Genomic DNA, 20719 nt, shown 5'->3' with positions numbered 1-20719 from the left:
TGATAAATCGCCTAATATTTAATCGTTGGTGGTTTTAGGTTTTACCGCTTTAGATATAGGATTTTGCATTTCCTTCCTGAATTTATCTCGTAGTTAATAGCGAGCATTAAGAAAAAATACCCAAGGGTATTGTGATCAATATTTTTTAAATAGCAGTCTAGCAAATCTGTTCAAGTCGAGAGCATATGGAGCCTCGTGTGAATTGGGTGAGTTCATTGATCGTGGCATTTAATTAAAGTACGTGTCGATGCTCCTCAGATAAAGCTCTTATTTTTAAACAGGTTAATTGTTCAATGGATGAGACAATGTTTATGAGTGTACAGAAATGGCTGACTTTGCATCTGTAGCCGCGGTCGGAAGTAGTTTGGTACGGTTTTTAAGCCACTGCTTTGATCAACAGCAACCCATACCCGGTGGATCGAGTTCTACAGACACCACTGTTGTGCTTGCTCGAACCGAAGATTTAAATCTCGAAGATAATCCGCTTATCACACCACCATGCCTTGCTGTGTTTTTGTATCGAGTTGATTTTAACAGTACCAGCCGAGCAGCTTATTCGGGAAAAGCACTGGCTAAAGGTAGGGCGCATCTACCCTTAGAATTCCATTTCTTGATGATCCCATGGGGAATAACGGCAGACCAGGAGTATCGAATTCTTGGTAGAACCATGCAATGTTTAGAAGACAACCCGCTGTTAACCGGGCCCATGCTTGACCCTGTTACAAATTGGGCCAGTAATGACAGCATTCAATTGAGTTTAGAAGACTTATCCACCGAAGATTTGATGCGAATTTTTGATTCGCTCCCCGTTGATTATAAACTCTGTGTGCCTTACATGGCTAAAATGTTAGTGATGCATGGTCGTCGACAAGATCCACTGCGCGAAGTTGGGCTTGCAGATCAAATTCTCACCAGTGGAGTGGTGCAGCCATGACAGTTGCGTTATTCAATTCAGGTATTGTAGTGAATAAACGGCTACTACTTGGCATTTTACCCGTCGACGGGCTGACCCAAGGTGATTTGCCCTTTGCTGTCAACATTGAAGTGGAACAGCCCTCAGGTATTAAATTACTTAGGCATCCTTCAGGACGTTTTTCATTATCTTACCACGCAGATTTAAGTCGCCCCATTCAAATACGAATATTTGATGCTTACCGTCGATACGTACCCCGTAGGCTATCTATTACGGTATTAACGTTGCAACAAATTTTGGACATAGAAGCGAACCAGCCAGAAGATTATTTGCAGTCACGACAGCGACGTCCAGTGATTTTTCCAGGAGCGGCTTACCCCATTAATGCTCGCTCGACCGGTTTGCGCGGCAAAGTTATCTTTGACAATGAACCTGTGCGTTGGTGTTTCATTGAATTACGTTCGCCAACTGATGCAAACACGATTTTAGCGAGAGCAAGAGGTGATGATCGCGGTGAATTTTTAATGCTTATTCCACCTAATGCAGTGCCCGATGAAAGTTTAAATCAAACTGTTTCGTTTGAACTGATGATTTATGGCCGGACTGCTTCGATGTTACCAACAAATAATAACCTGCAGGACCCATATTGGGACTTGCCTCTTGAAATGATTACTGCACCTCAAGCAAATGATCCCGTTAGCTCTGGAGCAGAGATCCCTCCCGAATACGTGGCATCACAAAGTGTCATTCCAATAGCATTTCAATTGAGTCAGATGATGTCGAGTCACGATGTAAACGACATTGTTTTTAACCCTCCTTAAAGAACCCAGAATGGTCAATTTAGGGAGTCAATACGCTGTAAAAACGATTTAAACATCGGAATAACCGATAGGAAAGGAGCACAAGAGCCATGCCAGAATATCTAGCCCCAGGCGTCTTTGTAGAGGAAGTTAGCTTTCGATCAAAATCAATCGAAGGTGTACCAACCAGCACCACTGGATTTGCCGGAATGGCGAAATGGGGGCCGGTTTGTTATCGCGAGCAGGGAATACAAGGGCCAACCAGTTGCGAACCAAGATTGATTACCAGTTTTACTGAATTTGAACGCGTTTATGGCGCGTTAGAAACCATTCTAATTGATGATGCAGGTTCGCCTGTACCACGCCTGCCTTATCTTGCCCATAGCGCCAGAGCATTTTTTGAAAATGGTGGCAAGCGGTTGTACGTATCCCGTGTATTCGCTCCTGGCACGGGTGCTGATTCGGCTGATTTTGATACCGCGGCGGATGCTTGGGGGATTGGTCGTGTATCCATCTCAATTGCGGGAAATCCAGACGCAATTTTACAAGCCCGTTGGCCAGGTGAAATGGGAAATATGTTTGCCAAAGTGTTGGTTTCTCGGAGTAAAAATATTGCTTATGAAAATACCGATTTAAGTTTAGTGCAAGTACGAGGCGTACAAAATGGAGCTGTGGTTGAGGTGACCGCAGAGGCTGACTTGCCTGCACCAGTGGGCAATCAACCTTTGGATATCAATTCCCTCAGAGTTGTTAGTATTGATGCTGATGGGACACAAACATTTCTCTCAGGAGTGGATGGCTCGCCCATAGCACTCAATGACACCGATGTAGTCCAACTGATCCAACTGCGCATCCAAGTCACAATTGGCAGTCAAATTAATGAATATGCTGAACTTGCTACAGATCCTGGACAAAAACGTTATTTAGGTCGAATTTTTGATATCGACAACCCGGAAGATCCCGATTGTCCATTTTGGTTTAACTGGCAGCCAACGGCAGGTAATGAGATTGCCGCTGCGCAGCTTGCAGTTGATCTTCGTGGAACGGAAGGGGCAGAGGAAATTTACGGATATCGATTTGAAGGTGGCAATGACGGCGTGATGGTGAGTCCTGATGATTTAGCTGGCAGCACAGCAGATCCAGATGATGCAAGTCTCAAAGCCACAGGTCTAGAAGCCTTAGCGGAAGTGGAAGATATCGCCATTGTTGCATTGCCCGACTCGGGTGATATGGGGTCAGCGTTAATCAGTCGCGTCGCCGCTCAAAACTTGGTATCTCATGCTGAACGAGAACGTTATCGAATTGCCGTCGTTGATGGACCAATTAATAGTTCATTAAATGATATTCGTGATTTTCGAGCGCAATTTGACAGTAAGTATGCGGCTTTATATTACCCTTGGATCAATATCTTTGATCCCAATGAACGCTTTTCACAAGGTACTCCTCCGCGTCAAATTGCATTACCTCCAAGCGGCTTTATTACCGGCATTTACGCGCGAAACGATATTGAACGAGGTGTGCACAAAGCGCCTGCTAATGAAGTGATCCGCGGTTTAACGCGATTTGAATTGAATATTAATAAACCGCGGAACGAAGTGATTAATCCTGAAGGGATCAACGCACTACGTTATTTCGAAGGACGAGGTTTTAGGGTCTGGGGAGCGCGCACCATGAGCTCTGATCCTGAATGGAAATATGTCAATGTGCGTCGCTTATTTATCTTCATTGAAAACTCAATTGATCAAAGCAGCCAATGGGCGGTGTTTGAGCCAAATAACCGAATTCTCTGGGACAATATCCGGCGCATGGTAGAAGATTTTTTATTGGTTTTATGGCGCGATGGCGCACTTTTAGGGGCAAAACCAGAAGATGCATTTTTTGTACGTTGCGATCGAACCACTATGACTCAGAACGATTTGGATAATGGTCGCTTAGTTTGTTTAATAGGCATAGCGCCAGTCAAACCTGCCGAGTTTGTAATTTTCCGTATTGGTCAATATACAGCTGATGCAAGCTAACGAATTTATAAGAGGACAATTGTTATGGCGACATTTAGAGAAGATCCCTACAGCGCCTTTAATTTTTTAGTATCGCTGAATGATGGACAAGAATCCGAGTTAGTCGGTGGCTTTTCAGACGTGAGTGGCTTGGGGGTTGAAGTCAGTTATGCCGAGTACCGCAACGGTAACGAAAAAATCAATACGGTACGCAAAATTGCCAACACTTTTAAAGTGGATGATATCACCTTAAAACGCGGATTAATTGGCTCTACAGCGTTATGGGAATGGCTGACAAACGTGAGCGCAGGAGCCCATGAACCGCGTTTAGTGGTCATTACCTTACTGGATGAAGCAAGAGAAGCGGTAGCCAGTTGGGAATTGCGCAATGCCCAACCGAAAAAATGGACAGGGCCAACGTTGGCCGCCAAAGGCGGTGGCGAAGTGGCGATGGAAGAACTTAGCTTAGTCTGCGAAGGCTGTAAATACAGCTAAGTAGCTGGGTTTTTAGGAGATTCTCAATGGGCTTAGGCGTGTTACTTGGAGCACCCAATATTATATCCATAATGGATCGAACCCAAACTCAATTGGGTCAGGTCAAGATGGATGTGTGTGCCTTTGTGGGGGTTGCGCCTAAAGGGCCGTCAAGACGTCATCAAGTGTTCGCACATGAGCCATTGGACTTGCAAAGTATCGCCGATAACTGGTTACAAAGAGACAGAACGGTTGCGGTAAAGGTAACGAGTTGGGAACAGTTCAGACGCTTGTATGGTGGTTTCGAATCGCCAGCAAGATTGGTGTATGCGGTGGCAAACTTTTTTGAGCAAGGTGGTCAAGAAGCCTACATCTGCCGAATTGTTCATGAATATGAAGATGATGCAGTGAATCTTGATGCCGTAGCAAGTTGCATGCTCACAAACCTTAAAGCTGATGGCTCAAGCATAGGTTTAACTGCTAAAAACGAGGGCGTATGGGGAAATCAACTTAGCGCTGCTGCAGGTATTTCGTTAACGCCCATTGAGTTTTTAGTGGATAAAAGCAGTATCAATTCGATTTGTTTTGCCAGTACTCAAGGCCTTGAAAGAGGTGGTTTATTGCGCTTAGTTAATGACGATACCAGCAATCCAGGTACGCAATATTCTGAATATCGTTTTATTCATCAGTTTATCCGCCAAGGCGATGATCTTACGGCTTCCGAATATTGGAAATTGGATTTCAGTTCCGCACCTCTACTTAGTGTTCCAACAAAAATTGAATGGGTAGAAGGTCAGTTAAGTATTGTGGATAAAGCAACGGGTATAAGTGAAGAGTTTGCCAACTTAGGGCTTAGTCCAAGTCACCCACGCTTTATGGGGCGGGTGTTATTAACTGATTCGAACCTAGTTGATCCACAAATTGACTGGTTACTCAGTGAGATCTATCCACAGAGTTTAGATCCCTTCAACCAAAACCTTTTTTCCCTGAATAGTGTTAGCCAATTAGCAATTAATCCCAGTGCCTTTGCGGGAGGTGAAGATCGATATCAAGATATCACCCACTCAGATTTTTTTGATAAGCGATGGGTGTTAGGAGATGAACATTTTGGCAGTGGTGTGCATTGCCTGTCGAATTTGAAAGATTGTTCTGTTTTGGTGGTACCGGATTTGTATGCCCCAGAGCCGTTTGAAAAAGTCGACCACAATTTAGCTCCTGAATTGTTTTCAGGTGCGGATTTTGCACCTTGCATTGAAGAACAAACGGTAACCTTAGAGGTTGAAAAAGCCTTACCTTCCTTGCCTAAATTACGTTTAGATCCTCAGGATCCCCTAGATCGAGACGTTATTATCAGATTACAACAAGGGTTAGAGTCTTTCGCCAGTCAAATGAGAGAGTTTGTGGTTTTGCTCGATGTACCGCCGGCACAAACCCCAGAGCAAATTACCCAGTGGCGTTCTAAATTTAGTAGTGAATATTGTGCTGCGTATCATCCTTGGTTGAAAGTAAATGAATATAACGCGGATGGTCAAGTTGGTGACTCACCTAAAATAATTAATCCCTCAGCCGTGGCAGCCGGTGTTATCGCGGCCAGTGAACTGCAATATGGATTAACCCATGGCCCCGCCAATCGCCTGGCTAAATCGGTGTTTTCATTGCAAATAAAGGTCTCTGATAGCTTTCACGATCAATTACATCCATTAGGCATTAATGTCTTTGTGCAACAGCGAGATGGGATATGGCTTAGCGGTGCAAGAAGTATTAGTCATCAAAGGAAGTGGCGGCAATTGAGTGTGGTTAGATTGATGGTGATGTTGCGACGAGTGTTGTTGGAACAAATGCAGTGGGTGGTGTTTGAACCCAATACACCAGCATTATGGGTAGACGTAAAGTTCAAGCTGCAAAGTTTTTTAAAACAACTATTTGTTGCCGGTGCGTTTAAAGGCAGCACTCCTGAACAGGCCTATTTTGTGCGTTGTGATGAATTCCTAAATAGCCCCCAAGTTATCGATTCGGGCAGATTAGTGGCACATATTGGCGTGGCACCAGCAGAGCCATTGGAATACCTCATTTTACAGTTTAGTCGTGAAGCTGATGGCTCGTTAAAAATGGTGAGTAAATAATGGAACGCCGATTTTTACTATCCAATTTCAACTTTGAAATTAGCTTAATTAAAGCAGCTAATATTGAGTCTGGCAGTAACCTTGCCCCCAATCCAAATACCCAAGGTAAAGATGTGCTTGGAGATGGTGGTTTTGCAGAATGTAGCGGTTTAGAAATTCAAATGGATGTTCAGCAAATTCAGGAAGGTGGACGAAATGATGGCGTTATTCAACAAGTTGGCTACGCAAAATATCAAAATTTAGTGCTTAAAAGAGGCATGTTTTATAACAGTGATAACAAGCTTGCAATGGATGTTTGGGAGTGGATCCAAGCGGTGGTAAGTGGCAGCCTTCCGGTAACTCGCTACGACGGCATTATTAAAGTCTATGGGCATCGTCCAAGTCCATCTAAAGATGCTCCAATCATCGCAACATGGGCGTTTGATCGGGCCTTGCCTACAAAAGTCAGTGGCCCATCTTTGAATGCAAAAAGTGGCGATGTGGCATTAGAAGAATTGCACCTAGCTCATGAAGGGTTGCGGATGTTATTCGATTGATCATGTAAATAATATTAGAGGGCAGGTTAAGTGAGTAATTTAGTTAAGGCGACACTGCAAAAGGTATTGGCAGACGAGGCGGAAACCGAAGATGGTGACGCTTTTCCTGTGCAATTTAATCCATCCTCATTAAAAATTCGCATCACCAATCAAGTGGAAGGCGGTCGTTCTGCTGCCAGACAAGTCCGTCAACAAACCGGAAACAGTTCTCGTGTGCTGACCATGGAATTGGTTTTTGATACTGCTGATGAAGGCAGCCAAGATTCGCCAGTTTCGGTTCGACAGAAAACCAAACAACTGGAACAGTTTATATCCACACCTGAAAATAACCCTGATCCACCGCCTAAATTGAAGTTTAATTGGGGGGACCTTACGGTTGTCGGCATTGCAGATAGTATTGATGTCAGTCTGGAACACTTTGCCGCTAACGGTTATCCATTACGAGCCAAAGTTAATTTAAGTATAAAGGAACAAGATCCGACTATCGTTTTTAAACCCGCAGACAGAGGAACCGGCAACGCACAAAGTCCCGGTGAGAATTCCAGTTTGCCAGGGGCGGGAACGAATTCGGGATTTTCGGCAGGTATCAGTGTTGGCGCGGGAATCGGTCTGTCAGCAGGCATTGGTGTGAGTGCAGGTTTTGGCGTCAGTGCGGGCATCAGCGCCGGCGTTGGTGTATCTGCTGGGGCAAAAGTCGGTTTTGCTTTAGAAGGGGAGATGGGCGCTGAGTTTGCCGCGAGAATGGGCGTGGATCCTGCTGCGTGGCGAAGTTTGGAGGTAGATTCAAATAGCGGCGGAAGTCTTGCTGCTGGTAGTCAAATTGCCTTCAATTCGAACACTAATACAAGTCCTGGAATAGGCGTGAGTAGTGGTGTAAACGCCGAGGCGGATGTAAACCAAAAAGCGTCTTCAGGGCTAAACTTGGCAAGTGTTGAAGCAACGAACTCTCCTAAAAACAAAGGTGATGCTGACTCAGCAGGTAAAGCAATCTCAACTCTTGGTGGAATTGAGGCAACGATAAATGGCGTGAAACTACAAAATAGTCAAGGGCAAATAGAAAAGAGTGTATCGGCATTTGGCATCAGTAACGATTTGTTAAGTAAGGTTAATGTAGTAGCAGGAAAAGCCGTTGATGAAGCTGGAATAAATCAATCAATCTCCCGCTCTCCACTGGTGCGAAAGCAGGATTCAGATGTTGCTCAATCTTCCAATGGCGTTGCCCAGCAGTCTAGTTTGCTAGATCAAAGGGCAATGACCTATGGTCAGGGTATCCCGTTAGAGCCTATGTTCGGCGTGTCGCAAACCCAAAGTGTTCAGAAAGTGTATGCAAACCGCGATCTTGCCATTGATCGCCATGCCCAAGGTGTCCCTTTCACTTCCAATGCTTCAACCCCGTCTTGGATAGCCTTACCTCAAAGAGATGCGTTACGACAAGCTATTGATTCTCAATCCCAGAGTAATTCGAGTTCGGGCTTTTCGCGAGCATGCCAATGTACAGGAGCCTCTAAATGACAGCGTATATAGATCGAATTGTAACCGAAGTCGTGGTTCAGCCAGAGTCTGAGCAAGGTAAACAGGAGACCGACAACCGTTGGTTGGAGCAGCAAAAAATTGAAGCCACTGTTAAACGCCAATTTACCCTATCACAACGAACTAGAGCGGAAGGTCTGGATGATTGATGAGTTTCTATTTAATGCCAGACCAGCATTTAATGTCGACGGTGAAGACATAAGTGAATTGATCCGCGATGTGGTGTATTTGAGTGTGAAAGAGGGCTTGGACGGCATGAAAACCCTGGTCGCAAGGTTTACTGCCATTGGGCCTGTAGAAGGACAAGAAACCGAAAATTTATTGTATTTAGATGGACGCTATTTGGATTTTGGCAAACGGGTCAAAGTGGCTATTGGTGCAGGTAGTTGGCAGCGAATTATTTTTGATGGCTATATCAGTGCGTTGGAAATTCAGTTTGAAGAAGGGCTATATCCTGAGTTTAGTTTTTGTGGAGAAGATCGATTAATGGATTTACGGATGATCCGTCGTTCAAAAACGTATATTGAAATGAGCGACCAGCAAATTGTCCAGGAAGTCGCCAATGAACATGGTTTACAAAGTGAGGTAGATGCGAGTGGGCCAACTTATGACCAGATTCAACAATGCAATATGAGCGACCTTGCGTTTTTGCGGGAAAGAGCTCGTTTGCTGCAGGCTGAAGTGTGGTTAGAGGGGGAAACCTTACATTATAAAACCCGAGATAAACGCAGTGGCACTAGTTTGACCTTGATTCGTGGCACTGACTTGAGTCAGGTGCGGATAAGTGCCGATCTAGCCCATCAAAAAACCAAAGTGCAGATAGCTGGATATGACGCTACTCAGGCCCAAGCCATTGATGAATCGGCAGATGATGCAGCCATTAGCAGTGAAATTGCGGGGGGGCGCTCGGGAGTCAGTATTTTACAAAACGCCTTTGGTGAGCGCACTACTAAACGGGTTATGGAAGTGCCTTTGGAGGCTGAAGAGGCATCAACTTGGGCCTTGGCTGAAATGCAGCGCCGAGCCCGACAATTTGTCACCGTTAATGGGATTTCCGTAGGGGCTCCAGATATCGTCGTAGGCAGTACCATTCGCCTGGAAAAAGTGGGGGCACCGTTTTCCGGAGATGGTTATTACGTGACCAAGCTTGAGCATTTATACACGTTGGCAGATGGTCACCAAACTCATTTTGAAGCCCAGCGAGCATTTATTAATTAATAATTTGGTAGTACTTACACTGAATTTTATTGAGAAAAGAGCATGCATTTTAGGAGTGATAGATGACTAATCAATACGCGCCAGATGGCGGCAGGCAGCGCTATTTTGGCGTTTATCCAGCGATAGTTGTAAATATTGTGGATCCGCAAAATTTGGGCAGAGTGTTAGTAACGTTTCCTTGGTTAAGTGATTCATCTGTTGAGGGGTGGAGCACACTAACTACCCCTTATGCTGATGATGAGCAAGGGTTACAGATTATGCCTGAAGTGGATTCTCAAGTTGTTGTGGCGTTTGAAGCTGGAAATTTGCGCCGTCCTTATATTATCGGTTCTTGTTGGAATGGTGCGGCTGTACCACCGCAACAACCAGAGGATGCTAATAATATTCGTACTTTAAAAACTCGTTCAGGAAGTGAACTGACATTTGATGATAGTGAAGGTGCGAGCAAAATAACCTTAAAAACTTCTGGTGGCCATGAATTGGTATTGGATGAGGCATCAAGTGCCATCACCTTGACCCATTCAAGTGGTCACAAAATCGAATTTTCTGCATCGGGAGCCATCGAAATTACCGCGAATTCTACGGTGGAACTCAATGCCGCGGCATTTAATGTGCACGCACCAGTGGCAAATTTTGACGGCATTATCAACTGTACCACTATGATCGCCAGTGCCGCCGTGGTGTCTCCTTCCTATACGCCCGGAGTGGGTAACTTATGGTAACGCAGCTATGTTAGATACAGCAGAACATCCTTGGAAACTCGTTGCTCCCTGGTACCGACCTTCTTCATTAGGGGGCTATACCGACAGTAATACGGCCATAAACCGTTTTTCTGCGCCGATCATCCAAAAGTATGCAGATACTAATTTTGCCAATAATCTTGTGGATGAACCTCAACATTCATTGCGTTTCAATAGTGAAGATTTTGTGCAACCTGTGAGTACCAACCCTAATCAGGTGATCACCCCCATAGAGCATGCGCAGTCTCTTTCACCGTTAAAGTTGTATTTAGACACCCACAGTCGATTTTACGTGGTGATGTGTGAATTACATTGTGATGTAGCTGGCTTTCCTCAGGTTACCCGCGACAAAGTGTGTGAAGCTGGATTTGTAGTCCGTCGTCGTGTTCCCATTATCAGCCCCGAATTGAAAGATAAAGTGAACACCTTATTGGCTCAACGAAGTCAACTGCAAAATGACCTTAATAAAATTAATATCCAAACAAAAACGGCGCAATTAAATGAAGATCAGGACAGCATCAATATTAGTCGTCTATTCAAAACTAACAGTGCACGTTTGTTCTCTGGCTTGCAGTCAGGTACAACGGAAAATCTGACGCAAAAATTGCAAGATATATCAACGCAGCTAACTCAAATGACCGCAACAGGAGACTTTAAGGTCGAGCTGCAAGGCTGGTTGCCCAGCGATCTAAAGGGGGTAGGAAACTGGCAAGCAACTGAAGAAACACCTGAACAACTGATTGAACAAGTGATCCCTTTGTATCCATTAATTGCCGATCCCACCAAATCCGAGCATTCAGCCCATGGCAGAACCCTGTGGTTTGGAGTGATACCCACTAGTTTAGGTGACGTGGATGGCAATAATAATCCTAGGTTTGATGATTCAGATCTTTACGAGATTCGTTGCTTTGTGCGTCGGCATCATAGCCAATTTCCTAGGCAAACCAATCACAGTGATTGTTGTGGTGATTTGATTTGGAGTCAACCGACAGAAAGTTATCAAATCGCGGCGCATTTTGATTTAGATGGCACTAGTCATCGACCAGTGAACATCAAACTCCCAGATTTACCGGCAATTCGCGAGCAAGTGAACAATGCCCCCCCAGGTCGTGGAGCAAATGCGCGTATTATTGCGCCGCCAGAATCATCCCTTAATTTTGCTACTGATAACATGGATATGCCCCAAGGCGGCGAGCCATTGACTCGGGCTGGTCAGCAAATCTGTTTCTTCTCAATTTTTTTATTTTTTATTGTGGCCATGTTTTTGTTTCGGCTGTTTTTACCGATTTTACTGTTCATTTTCAATTTATGGTTTTTGCTAAAACTAAAATTTTGTATTCCTCCCTCGTTTCAGTTTGATGCAGGTTTAGTGGCTAGCTTGGACTTCGATGGTTCTTTTGGCGCTGATTTTGATGCTTCAATCGAAGCTCATGTCGAACTGATGACTGACTTTACAGCCGATCTCGCTGTTCAAGTGGCGGTTGAAGGCCCCGATTTAGAGGCTAAATTTGATCAGCCTAATTTCAGTATCACCGTAAATAAGGGCAAAGATAACGAAAAAACCTACACGGATGAAGCTACTTTAGCTAACGATTTAGGGTTGATGATCGCCAATGGAATAAATGCCAGTGATGACATGCGAACTAATATGAAAGATGGGGGGGATAGCCCTGGTTTAAGCAGTCTTAACATAAATGAATTGGCGGGTATTTTTGTGGCGATGCAAACAGAATATGAAGAGGTTAAACATCCTGAATTAGCAGGGACACTGGTCACTCCAGAAAGTGGTTTAGTGTATTTCTCAAAAGTTGCATTCAGTAAGGAGGTTTCATGAGTCAGTCTTCACCGCTCAAGGCATTTCTAGGTAAAGGATGGGCATTTCCTATTCAACCCAATCAAACTGACAAAACTATCGCCCATGCAGAGGGGGCTGAGAAAGTGCGGCAGTCAATTTGGATGATTTTACAGACTGAGCCAAAAGAACGAATTATGCGACCTAATTTTGGATGCGGTTTACGACGTTATTTAATGCAACCAAACAATTCAGCTACTTGGGCAGGAATTCAGCGCGATATTGAACGTGCCCTGAGTCGTTGGGAGCCTAGAATAAAGCTCGAGGAAGTCAATGTGAATGGTGGCGATGATCCATCCGTGGCAATGATCAGCATTCAATATTCTCATGTTCAGGACGGAAGTCGAGAGAACCTTGTATTTCCCTTTTATCTGGAGTAGCTAAGGATGAGCCTCAATAAACCCATTTTAGATGACCGTTCCTACCAGCAGATACGCGATGAATTGATTGCGCGTATTCCGGTTTATGCCCCTGAGTGGACGGATCATAACCCGAGTGATCCGGGTATTGCACTGATCGAATTGTTTTCCTATTTAACGGAAAATTTACTCTATCGTTTTAATCAAATACCTGATTCCACCAAGATGGAATTTTTACGACTGTTACAAATTCCTCTTAACAGTGCCCATCCGTCAACAGCGCTTTTGTCTTTTACCACCAAAGAGCTGCTCGGTGTTGCCGCTAAGTTAACCGGTGAAGTTAGTGCGGGAGACGTAAAATTTACCACTTTGCAAGAAGTGCATGTATTGCCGGTTAGTGTCTTAGGTGCACTTAAAGTGATTGACCAATTACCTGATGAAGATAGTGAAGAAGGTATATTTTACCAGCAGGCAGCAGCGAGCGTTGAAGCGAACAAAACCCAACCTTACCATGTTGAAACAATTTGGCAGGATGAGCCAGGCGTTGCAAGAGATATGGAAAGTTCTGTTGATGGAATTTTGTGGGTTGCCGTTTTGGCGGAAAAAGCCAGCGAAACTGAATTGGTAAGACAGAGTTTATTAAGTCACCCCAAAGGGCCGCTTTTACTCAATATTGGCTTTATGCCAGAGATCCGCTTAGAAGACGATTTAGATCATCATAGTGCTGACTTTGCTCAACTTTTTCGCTGTCCAGGAGATGCTGAACAAGCAAGTGGCAATCCGGTCAGTTGGCAAATATCTACGGGGCGAATTAATAGCGACAATCAACCTATTTATTACCCTTTGCAGGTACAAGGTGACACCACTAACGGCCTGGAAAAAGAAGGTGTTGTTCGCTTACAACTGCCTAGGGAAGAGCACAATATGTCGGCCTATGAATTCGCTGATATCAATATGCAAGGGGTGGGAGATTTTCCACCCATTTTAGATGATGACACCCAGTCTAGAGTCATTTGCTGGTTGCGCGCATTTCGCAATGATGACACAGCCATTGGCAAAATTATCTATGTTGGTGCCAATGCCTCGTTGGCAGAACAAGCCGTTCAGGCAAAATCTGAATTCATCGGTACCGGCAATGGTCAACCAAACCAAGTGTATAACTTGAATCACCAACAGGTATTGGCAAATTCGGTTAAATTGCAGGTAGAAGAACCCCAGGGATGGACGGACTGGCGGGAAGTGGATGGGTTTTATTCAAGTACGGAAAGTGATCGGCACTTTATGCTTGATAAGCAAGCAGGACAAATTCGCTTTGGCACAGGCATAAATGGCGCGGTTGTACAAATAGGCCAACGAGTAAGAGTGATTCACTATCGCTATGGAGGGGGAAGGGGAGGCAATGTTGCAGCCGAGGCAATTAACAAAGTGGTTGGCAATCCTGTTGTTAAAGTGACTAACCCCCTTAATGCTTATGGGGGCACCGATGCTGAAACCTTAGAAGCCGCATTGCAGCGCATCCCCAGTGAATTGCGGCGGCGTAATCGGGCTGTCACACGTTCTGATTTTCAAGAATTAGCGTTGCAATCTCCCGGTGCCGATTTAGCCCGTTCTGAAGTGTTGCCCCGTTATCACCCGCAATTACCGCAACAAGAATCGGCGGGCGTGGTGAGCGTGGTGGTATGGCCAAAAGAAGATAAACATCATCCCAATGCCCCTGTTCCAAATAAAAATCAGCTGCGCAGTGTTTGTCAATATTTAGATGCAAGGCGTCTGATCACCACTGAGATCTATGTTTTGCCCCCCAAATACGTGCCTGTGGCCATTGCGGTTGGCGTGAAGGTGAAAAACGGCTTTGGTATAGATGCCGTTCGCCACTGGGTAGAGTTAGCGTTGCGACAATTTCTCGCACCACTTCCTCCTTATGGTCCTGGAGGACAAGGTTGGCCCTTGGGACGTCGCGTTCACAGCGCGGAGTTAGAAGCTGCAGCTCATCAAGTGGAAGGAGTTGAATATTTGGAGGGGCTGCAATTGGTCGGCTGGGATGCCGCAGGCAATGAAATCTCCAATACGGTGAATTTGCAAAAGAATGAAGTTCCCGAATTAATTGGTATTACAGTTGAAAACGGAGCCGTTACTCTTAATCCTGGAGAGATGATAATGCCTTCGAAAACTGACGCTATCGCCGTGCCTGTGCCAGTCATTAAGGATGTGTGCTAATGACTCAGTTTGCGATGATAGCAGGTGTTGATCAATGGATGCGTGTTGCCCACGATAATACCAGTGTAGATGTGCAGCAACAGACAGTGCAACTGGCTTGGCAACATAAAGCCATGCAAGACTCCCATGCTTCATCGGTGCAACCCGCAGGCCTAGCCTTTGACCCTTGGTGCCGCCTTTATCACGCTATTCCTGAAGACAATCGCATAGACAAATTACTGTGGTCAGAAAAACGTCAAGGAAGTCGCGCTAGGTCTTTATTTAGCACTTCCCAGCAAATCTATGGCGAATTTGCAGGACAACAGCAGCACTCTGATTTAACTGCGCCTATGGGACTTGTAGTAGACAACAAAGGTCGCTTATTTATTGCCGATAGCGGTAATCAGCGCATCGTGATTTTTGATCTTATTGACAACCAATTAGTGCGCTGTGTTTATCTAGACGGTACTCCCAGTATTTTAAGCTGCGATGGACATCAAGTTTATGCGCTTGTATCGACGCCGCAACACTTAACTTCAACAACCTCGCCTAGCAATATACTGCTAAAATTCACTGCAACCCTTTCTCCGGTCGAGGTGAATCTTCAGCTCCCCGAGTTTATCCAAAATGACCTATTGAGCAGCGTCACAATTGCGGCCGATGGTAGGTTTTTTGCGCTCGCAGGCGGCGGAACGGAATCAGCCGTTATATGGGCAATTGATGGTGAAAATGAGTTGATTGAGGTCCCATTTGCCTGTGATATTTTGGCCACACCAGATGATATTATTGTTGTTGCTGGCGCGCCTAATGCAGATTTTCAGCGTTTTCGAGTAACGCCTAATAGTATTTCCCGTATGCCTCATCTGCAAGCGTCATATTACGACGGCAGAGGCATAGCATTGGACCCTTTTGGTAAAGTCGTCTATTGGTCGGTCAAAGGCTTGATGTATGCAACAGTCGCCAAAATTCACTATGCTAATCAAGGTCGGTTAGTGTGTTTCAGACTTGATAATAATGAAATGCAGCGTCATTGGGGGAGGGTATTTATTGATGCCTGTTTACCAGTTGGTACCTCTGTTAAGTTAGGTTTTATCGTCAGTGATGAGCAGCTTAAAGGGCCACAGATAGCAGCATCTGCGCCACAGAATATTGGTGAATACGAATTAAACCGTCCCGATCTTACTCCGCCATTGCCTTCACTTATCGCCGTTGATCAGGTATCAGTCAATCAAAAATTACATCGACGTAGCCAAAATCGTGAGCTACCTTGGTCTTTTACTGATGAACCCTGGCGCACCTATGAAGCCCCTGTTAGCGCCCCTGCTGGTCGTTATCTCTGGTTGGTCATCGATCTTTACGGAAAGTCACATGCATCACCTAAACTCAAAAATATTCGAGTGGAATATCCAGCCAAAGATTTATTACGGCGTTTGCCTCGGGTTTTTGCGGAGCAAGGTTCTGCCAGTGATTTTCTAGATCGATATTTAAGCCTGTTAAATAGTAACTTTGACGAATTAGAACAACGTTCAGATGAACGTCATCGTTTACTTGATCCTCTTTCTACACCTTTCACCGTGCTTCCTTGGCTTAGCGCCTTATTGGGACTTGAGCTAGATAATCGTTGGCCAGAAATTGCCCAACGACAACTTATTAAAGAGGCCATGTGGTTATTTAAGTTTCGCGGCACTGTCGCTGGGTTGAAACGCTTTATCGAAATCTATTTGCAGCGCAACATTACCATTATTGAACATTATCAAGTACGAGGGTTAGGTGGTGCGTTTGTAGGCGAAGATGATGCCTTCGGGGCTAATTCGATTCTCGGTGCGGGCTTTCGTATTGGCGGAAAAATAGGTGCAACCGAAGATGCTCAAGTGGCCATTTCGGATAATAACCTAGCTGGCGAAGAGCAAAATGTCACTGATACCCAAACCGCAATTTCTTATTTAGACGCTATTACACTCCACGCCCATAAATTCAGTGTCATAGTACCTTTAGTGTTAGATGAAGAGAAACGCGCGGTCATCGAGCATATATTAGAGATCCATCGGCCAGCTCATACTGTTTTTGACCTCTGCTCTGTGGACTCGGGCATGCGCATTGGCACAGGTCTGTATTTAGGTATGTCTTCAGTGGTGGGTCAAAGCTCAGGATTCGGCCAGTTGCAAATCGGTAAATCTGTTTTGGCTACCAGTGATGTTTTAGGACAAGCTAAATCTGGCACTATCGTCGGCAATAGCCAAGTGGGTCGGGATTCGAGGGTGGGATGATGGATATTCAAATTAATCAAGTATTACGTCGTTACCAGCTCAGTGAATCGCAACGCCATTATAAAATGAGGTTAGATGCGCTAACTGAGCAGCTATTTCGTGAATACCTTGATTTGGCCTTAGCCCGGCATGGATATACACAAAAAGATATTCTTTGTATCCGAAATTGGTATCTGCCAATGGAATTTGATCACCGTAAAACAGATATTGATATATTCCAAGATTGGCTTAACGAATTAGAAGCCTCGTTGCAGACGTTATTAACAACAGCTAACCCTAATCGATGGTTACATTACCCCTCAGAAGTTGAAGCGCTCAAATCCGTCGCCCGTGAGTTGGCTGTGGGTCAATTAGGCAATACATGGGCGTGGCAGCAGATGGGTGTCATTTCTCATTCTAAGGTTAGCTTGGAAGACGCGAAAGCAGCTTGGCTGGCCTATTTGATCAGGCAGCCATGGTTACTCAAAGGCGTGGTCATTGGGCTTGCGGTGGAAGCGAGACTTGACCTGTTATTCGAACACAAGTTTATTGCATTTAAAGATAGCATAGCGCTGATGGATGTTTTGTTAGAATTTGTCCCTAACTGGACAGCCATAGTGGATGATATTAACCACCAATATGCCGGTAATTTAACCGAGTTAATGGCGAGTGTTCAACCTTATTTAACTTCACAGAATACACCTCAAGGTTCTGAAATTACCGGGCTTCCCCAATGGTTTAAATATTTCTTAAAGATTAAAGGCAATTGGAGCCGTACCTATGCTGATTTTAATCAACGGGGCAATCAGCAAGCTAGTCAAATCGCCAAATGGCAAGCAAATGATGTTAAGTCTATGGTTTTCATCCGGTTTTTATTTGCCTGCTCAGTCAATGGCCATGCTCACAATATCGTTAATAATCAAGGATTGAAAACCTATGTTTGCGAACTTGTTGAGGAACTTACCCAGCTAGCTCAAATGTTCTCTGATTCTGCCATTGGCTTAGGCAGCGAACCAAAAAACCTGCAGACCAGCACATTGCAAGATGTGCATCATCTCAATCAACCAAAGCAATTAACGTCGCTATCTATTTTACCCGAAGAAAATGAAGACTTATTAAGTGAATACGCAGGGTTACTCTTTGTGTTGAATATTTTAAAGCAGCCTGAGTGGCAGCATGATTTAGCCATTTTACTTGATAACCCTTACCCAGTTATTGAACAACTAAATTTGCTAGGTCAATACTTGTTGCCTCAAGGGATGCTCGACCCTGTTATCAAAGTTTTCAGTGGTGAATTATTTGCAGCTCAGTCAACTAAAGCTGTTAGTAAACAAATCAAAAATGCGGATTATTCTGCTTACCAAAGCTTTGCTAAGCAAATTAAATTGGCGTTAATGAACCACTTAGGTGAACCACCGAATAGCAATGGGAATATGACATTTGAATTCTTATGTCGGCGTAAAGGGCGCATTGAGTATCAAGCCGGGTGGGTCAATATTGTATTTGAAATGGATACCATTGACACTCAGATACGTGGGGCAGGGTTAGATTTGAACCCTGATTATGTGCCATGGTTAGGTTACGTAGTGAAGTTCTACTATGAATGATTCATTGCAAAATTTAACGGGCGCAGCCGAAGATTCTTTTCCTGAACAAGCGATGCCGAAGCAGGCCTCCAGCGCGAGTGCTAAACCGCTAAATAGGTGTCGAGGCCCAGTATTGGAACATGTTGCCCTGCTTACCAACAAATTAATTCAGGTGTTAGAGCTTACGTTTAGTAAAGATGATCCTTATATTCAGTCTGGCCTAGATTTTTTAAATAGCTATTTTCAATCCATAATTGATTATGTGCCCGGGCAACAACCTGCCAAGCCAGGTGCAGTCGCAACAGGGTCCGTTAGCTTGTCATTTGATTTGCCTTGTTCGTCTTACAAAACCGAGGAATTAACCGATGTTAGCCCTTTGCAGCATCTTGTTAGCGGCTTGAAGCTTTCATCCTTGGAAATACACTTATTGGTGTTAGGCGGAATGGCCCAAGAACATGAAGGTTTTGCAAACTTGTTTTGTCATTTGCATCCTCAGCATCAGCCTTATCCAACACCAGCCTTGTTGGCCAAGTTGGTCTGTATGGAGCCTTCACAACGGCAATCTTTGTGCACTAGTTTAAATGAGTCGGCGTTGTTGGAGCTCGGAATAGTGGAATTGTCAGAACAAGTGCCAATTCTTACCCGTTCAATTGTGGTGAATGCGGGCATCTGGCACGCTTTAAATACAGGGGAAGCCCGCACGCTATTATCACACCCTGTGCATCTGCAAAGTTGTTTTCAGGGGCTTGATAAGTGGTTAAAAAGCCCCCTTGTAGAAGACGCAAAACAGTGTATTGCTAAATTACTTGAGTCCCATATTGTAATTCAAAATAGTGATAATTGGCTGAGTTTAAATCGAGCCCTGGCGCTACTCAATGAAACTAAGCGGTCATCAGCCGTGGTGCAACTTAATGAGCCGTTTAGCGTGCAAGAAATTAAACAGTTGGCATGTCATTGTGTGCTGAGTGCTGCTATCCCTGTTTTAGTGTGCGATTTTCAGCACAACGCTTCACCACTGGATTTTAATTTACTCAATCGCTACTGCCCATGCGTGATTATTTGTACTAGCAACAATATCAATATTGTGGGTTCAGGAAGGATCAAAATTGATCTTTGCACCCAGCGCCTTGAGCATAACGAACTTCTACTCATGTGGCGGGCGTTATTACCTGAATTTAGCGCTGATGCTGGACAACTCGCTGCATGGTTCCCACTAGATCCCTATCAAGCTAGGCAGCGGGTCAACCAGTGGATTGCTTTGCACAAAACTAGTCAAAAGTCCTATTCACTGAGCGACCTTAGCCATGCATTCAAGCAGTATTCTGGCGCTGTATTGCCCCAAGGTATTAAGCGTGTCACACCTCATTTGGGCTGGTCAGATTTAGTCCTACCACAAAGTAAATTACAGCAACTTAAAGATGCTATTGGTCGATTAAAGTTGCAATACAAGGTGTTAGATGAGTGGCAGTTTCTGCGTAACCGTCGAGGTGCGAAAGGGGTTAGATTACTTTTTTCAGGTGTGCCTGGGACGGGTAAGACCTTATCGGCAGAAGTGCTAGCGAAGGCGTTACAAGTTGATTTGTTAATTGTGGATCTGGCTGCGGTGGTTTCCAAATGGGTAGGCGAAACGGAAAAAAATCTTGCAAAAGTATTTAGTTATGCCGAGCAGACTCAGTCGGTTTTATTGTTTGATGAAGCCGATGCCATTTTCGGTCGGCGAACAGAGGTTTCTGACTCCCATGACCGCTATGCAAATCTTGAAACGGCTTATTTATTAACCCGTTTAGAAGCCTATGACGGCATGACAATTTTAGCCACGAACTTTAGAAATAATATCGACGTGGCGTTTATTCGTCGACTTGATTTCATCGTTGACTTTCGTGAGCCCAGTGTAACGGATAGGGAACACCTCTGGCGTTGCCATGTGCCGCAAACAGCGCCTTTACACAAAGATGTGAATTTTACTCAACTGGCCGCGTTATTTCCGTTGGTTGGTGGAGAAATTAGAAATGCTGCTGTTGCTGCCGCTTTTTATGCAGCGCAACAGCAACAAGATATACACCAAGACCACTTCATTATGGCTATTCGAAAAGAGTTTGAAAAAACCGGTAAAGCCTTCAGAGAAGTGAACCCATCATAAGGATTATTG

Annotated in this window: 16 protein-coding genes; all 16 read left to right on the top strand. The window is 44.6% G+C overall.

Annotated elements, in window-relative coordinates:
• The first annotated feature begins 325 nt into the window (after nucleotides 1-325).
• A complete protein-coding gene (locus ACYVIL_RS21145) occupies nucleotides 326-934 on the top strand; it encodes a Pvc16 family protein (protein WP_460314804.1) in 609 nt (202 codons plus the stop codon).
• Nucleotides 931-1734: a hypothetical protein gene (locus ACYVIL_RS21140; protein ID WP_460314802.1), complete on the top strand. Its 804-nt coding sequence runs from the start codon at nucleotides 931-933 to the stop codon at nucleotides 1732-1734. The genes ACYVIL_RS21145 and ACYVIL_RS21140 overlap by 4 nt, the downstream gene beginning before the upstream one ends.
• 89 nt (nucleotides 1735-1823) lie before the next feature.
• Nucleotides 1824-3731, top strand: coding sequence for a phage tail sheath family protein (locus ACYVIL_RS21135; RefSeq protein ID WP_460314800.1), 1908 nt, complete (start codon nucleotides 1824-1826; stop codon nucleotides 3729-3731).
• A 24-nt stretch (nucleotides 3732-3755) separates the two neighbouring features.
• Complete coding sequence (locus ACYVIL_RS21130) at nucleotides 3756-4205, top strand: phage tail protein (RefSeq protein ID WP_303474104.1); 450 nt, start codon at nucleotides 3756-3758, stop codon at nucleotides 4203-4205.
• 26 nt (nucleotides 4206-4231) lie between these two features.
• Nucleotides 4232-6307: a phage tail sheath family protein gene (locus ACYVIL_RS21125; protein ID WP_460314797.1), complete on the top strand. Its 2076-nt coding sequence runs from the start codon at nucleotides 4232-4234 to the stop codon at nucleotides 6305-6307.
• Nucleotides 6307-6843, top strand: a complete 537-nt coding sequence (locus tag ACYVIL_RS21120; RefSeq protein WP_303474106.1) for a phage tail protein — start codon at nucleotides 6307-6309, stop codon at nucleotides 6841-6843. Before ACYVIL_RS21125 ends, ACYVIL_RS21120 begins: the two co-directional genes overlap by 1 nt.
• Before the next feature lie 30 nt (nucleotides 6844-6873).
• Complete coding sequence (locus tag ACYVIL_RS21115) at nucleotides 6874-8355, top strand: CIS tube protein (protein ID WP_460314795.1); 1482 nt, start codon at nucleotides 6874-6876, stop codon at nucleotides 8353-8355.
• Nucleotides 8352-8522 (top strand): hypothetical protein, encoded by a 171-nt coding sequence (locus ACYVIL_RS21110; protein ID WP_303474108.1) that lies wholly within the window; start codon nucleotides 8352-8354, stop codon nucleotides 8520-8522. Before ACYVIL_RS21115 ends, ACYVIL_RS21110 begins: the two co-directional genes overlap by 4 nt.
• A complete protein-coding gene (locus tag ACYVIL_RS21105) occupies nucleotides 8515-9591 on the top strand; it encodes a phage late control D family protein (RefSeq protein ID WP_460314792.1) in 1077 nt (358 codons plus the stop codon). Before ACYVIL_RS21110 ends, ACYVIL_RS21105 begins: the two co-directional genes overlap by 8 nt.
• A gap of 62 nt (nucleotides 9592-9653) precedes the next feature.
• Complete coding sequence (locus ACYVIL_RS21100; RefSeq protein ID WP_460314790.1) at nucleotides 9654-10313, top strand: phage baseplate assembly protein V; 660 nt, start codon at nucleotides 9654-9656, stop codon at nucleotides 10311-10313.
• 7 nt (nucleotides 10314-10320) lie between these two features.
• On the top strand, nucleotides 10321-12165 hold the full coding sequence (locus tag ACYVIL_RS21095) for a hypothetical protein (protein ID WP_460314788.1): 1845 nt from the start codon (nucleotides 10321-10323) through the stop codon (nucleotides 12163-12165).
• A complete protein-coding gene (locus tag ACYVIL_RS21090) occupies nucleotides 12162-12563 on the top strand; it encodes a GPW/gp25 family protein (protein WP_460314786.1) in 402 nt (133 codons plus the stop codon). Before ACYVIL_RS21095 ends, ACYVIL_RS21090 begins: the two co-directional genes overlap by 4 nt.
• A gap of 6 nt (nucleotides 12564-12569) precedes the next feature.
• Nucleotides 12570-14759 (top strand): putative baseplate assembly protein, encoded by a 2190-nt coding sequence (locus tag ACYVIL_RS21085; RefSeq protein ID WP_460314784.1) that lies wholly within the window; start codon nucleotides 12570-12572, stop codon nucleotides 14757-14759.
• A complete protein-coding gene (locus ACYVIL_RS21080) occupies nucleotides 14759-17005 on the top strand; it encodes a phage tail protein (RefSeq protein ID WP_460314782.1) in 2247 nt (748 codons plus the stop codon). Before ACYVIL_RS21085 ends, ACYVIL_RS21080 begins: the two co-directional genes overlap by 1 nt.
• Nucleotides 17005-18591, top strand: a complete 1587-nt coding sequence (locus tag ACYVIL_RS21075; protein ID WP_460314780.1) for a hypothetical protein — start codon at nucleotides 17005-17007, stop codon at nucleotides 18589-18591. Before ACYVIL_RS21080 ends, ACYVIL_RS21075 begins: the two co-directional genes overlap by 1 nt.
• Entirely contained in the window at nucleotides 18584-20710 is a 2127-nt protein-coding gene (locus ACYVIL_RS21070) for an ATP-binding protein (RefSeq protein WP_460314778.1), read from the top strand. Before ACYVIL_RS21075 ends, ACYVIL_RS21070 begins: the two co-directional genes overlap by 8 nt.
• The last annotated feature ends 9 nt before the right edge of the window (nucleotides 20711-20719 follow it).

It is taken from the genome of Aliiglaciecola aliphaticivorans, from assembly GCF_054782055.1.
Note: the sequence above shows the minus strand (reverse complement) of the source record. Positions and strands in the feature narration are given on the sequence as shown.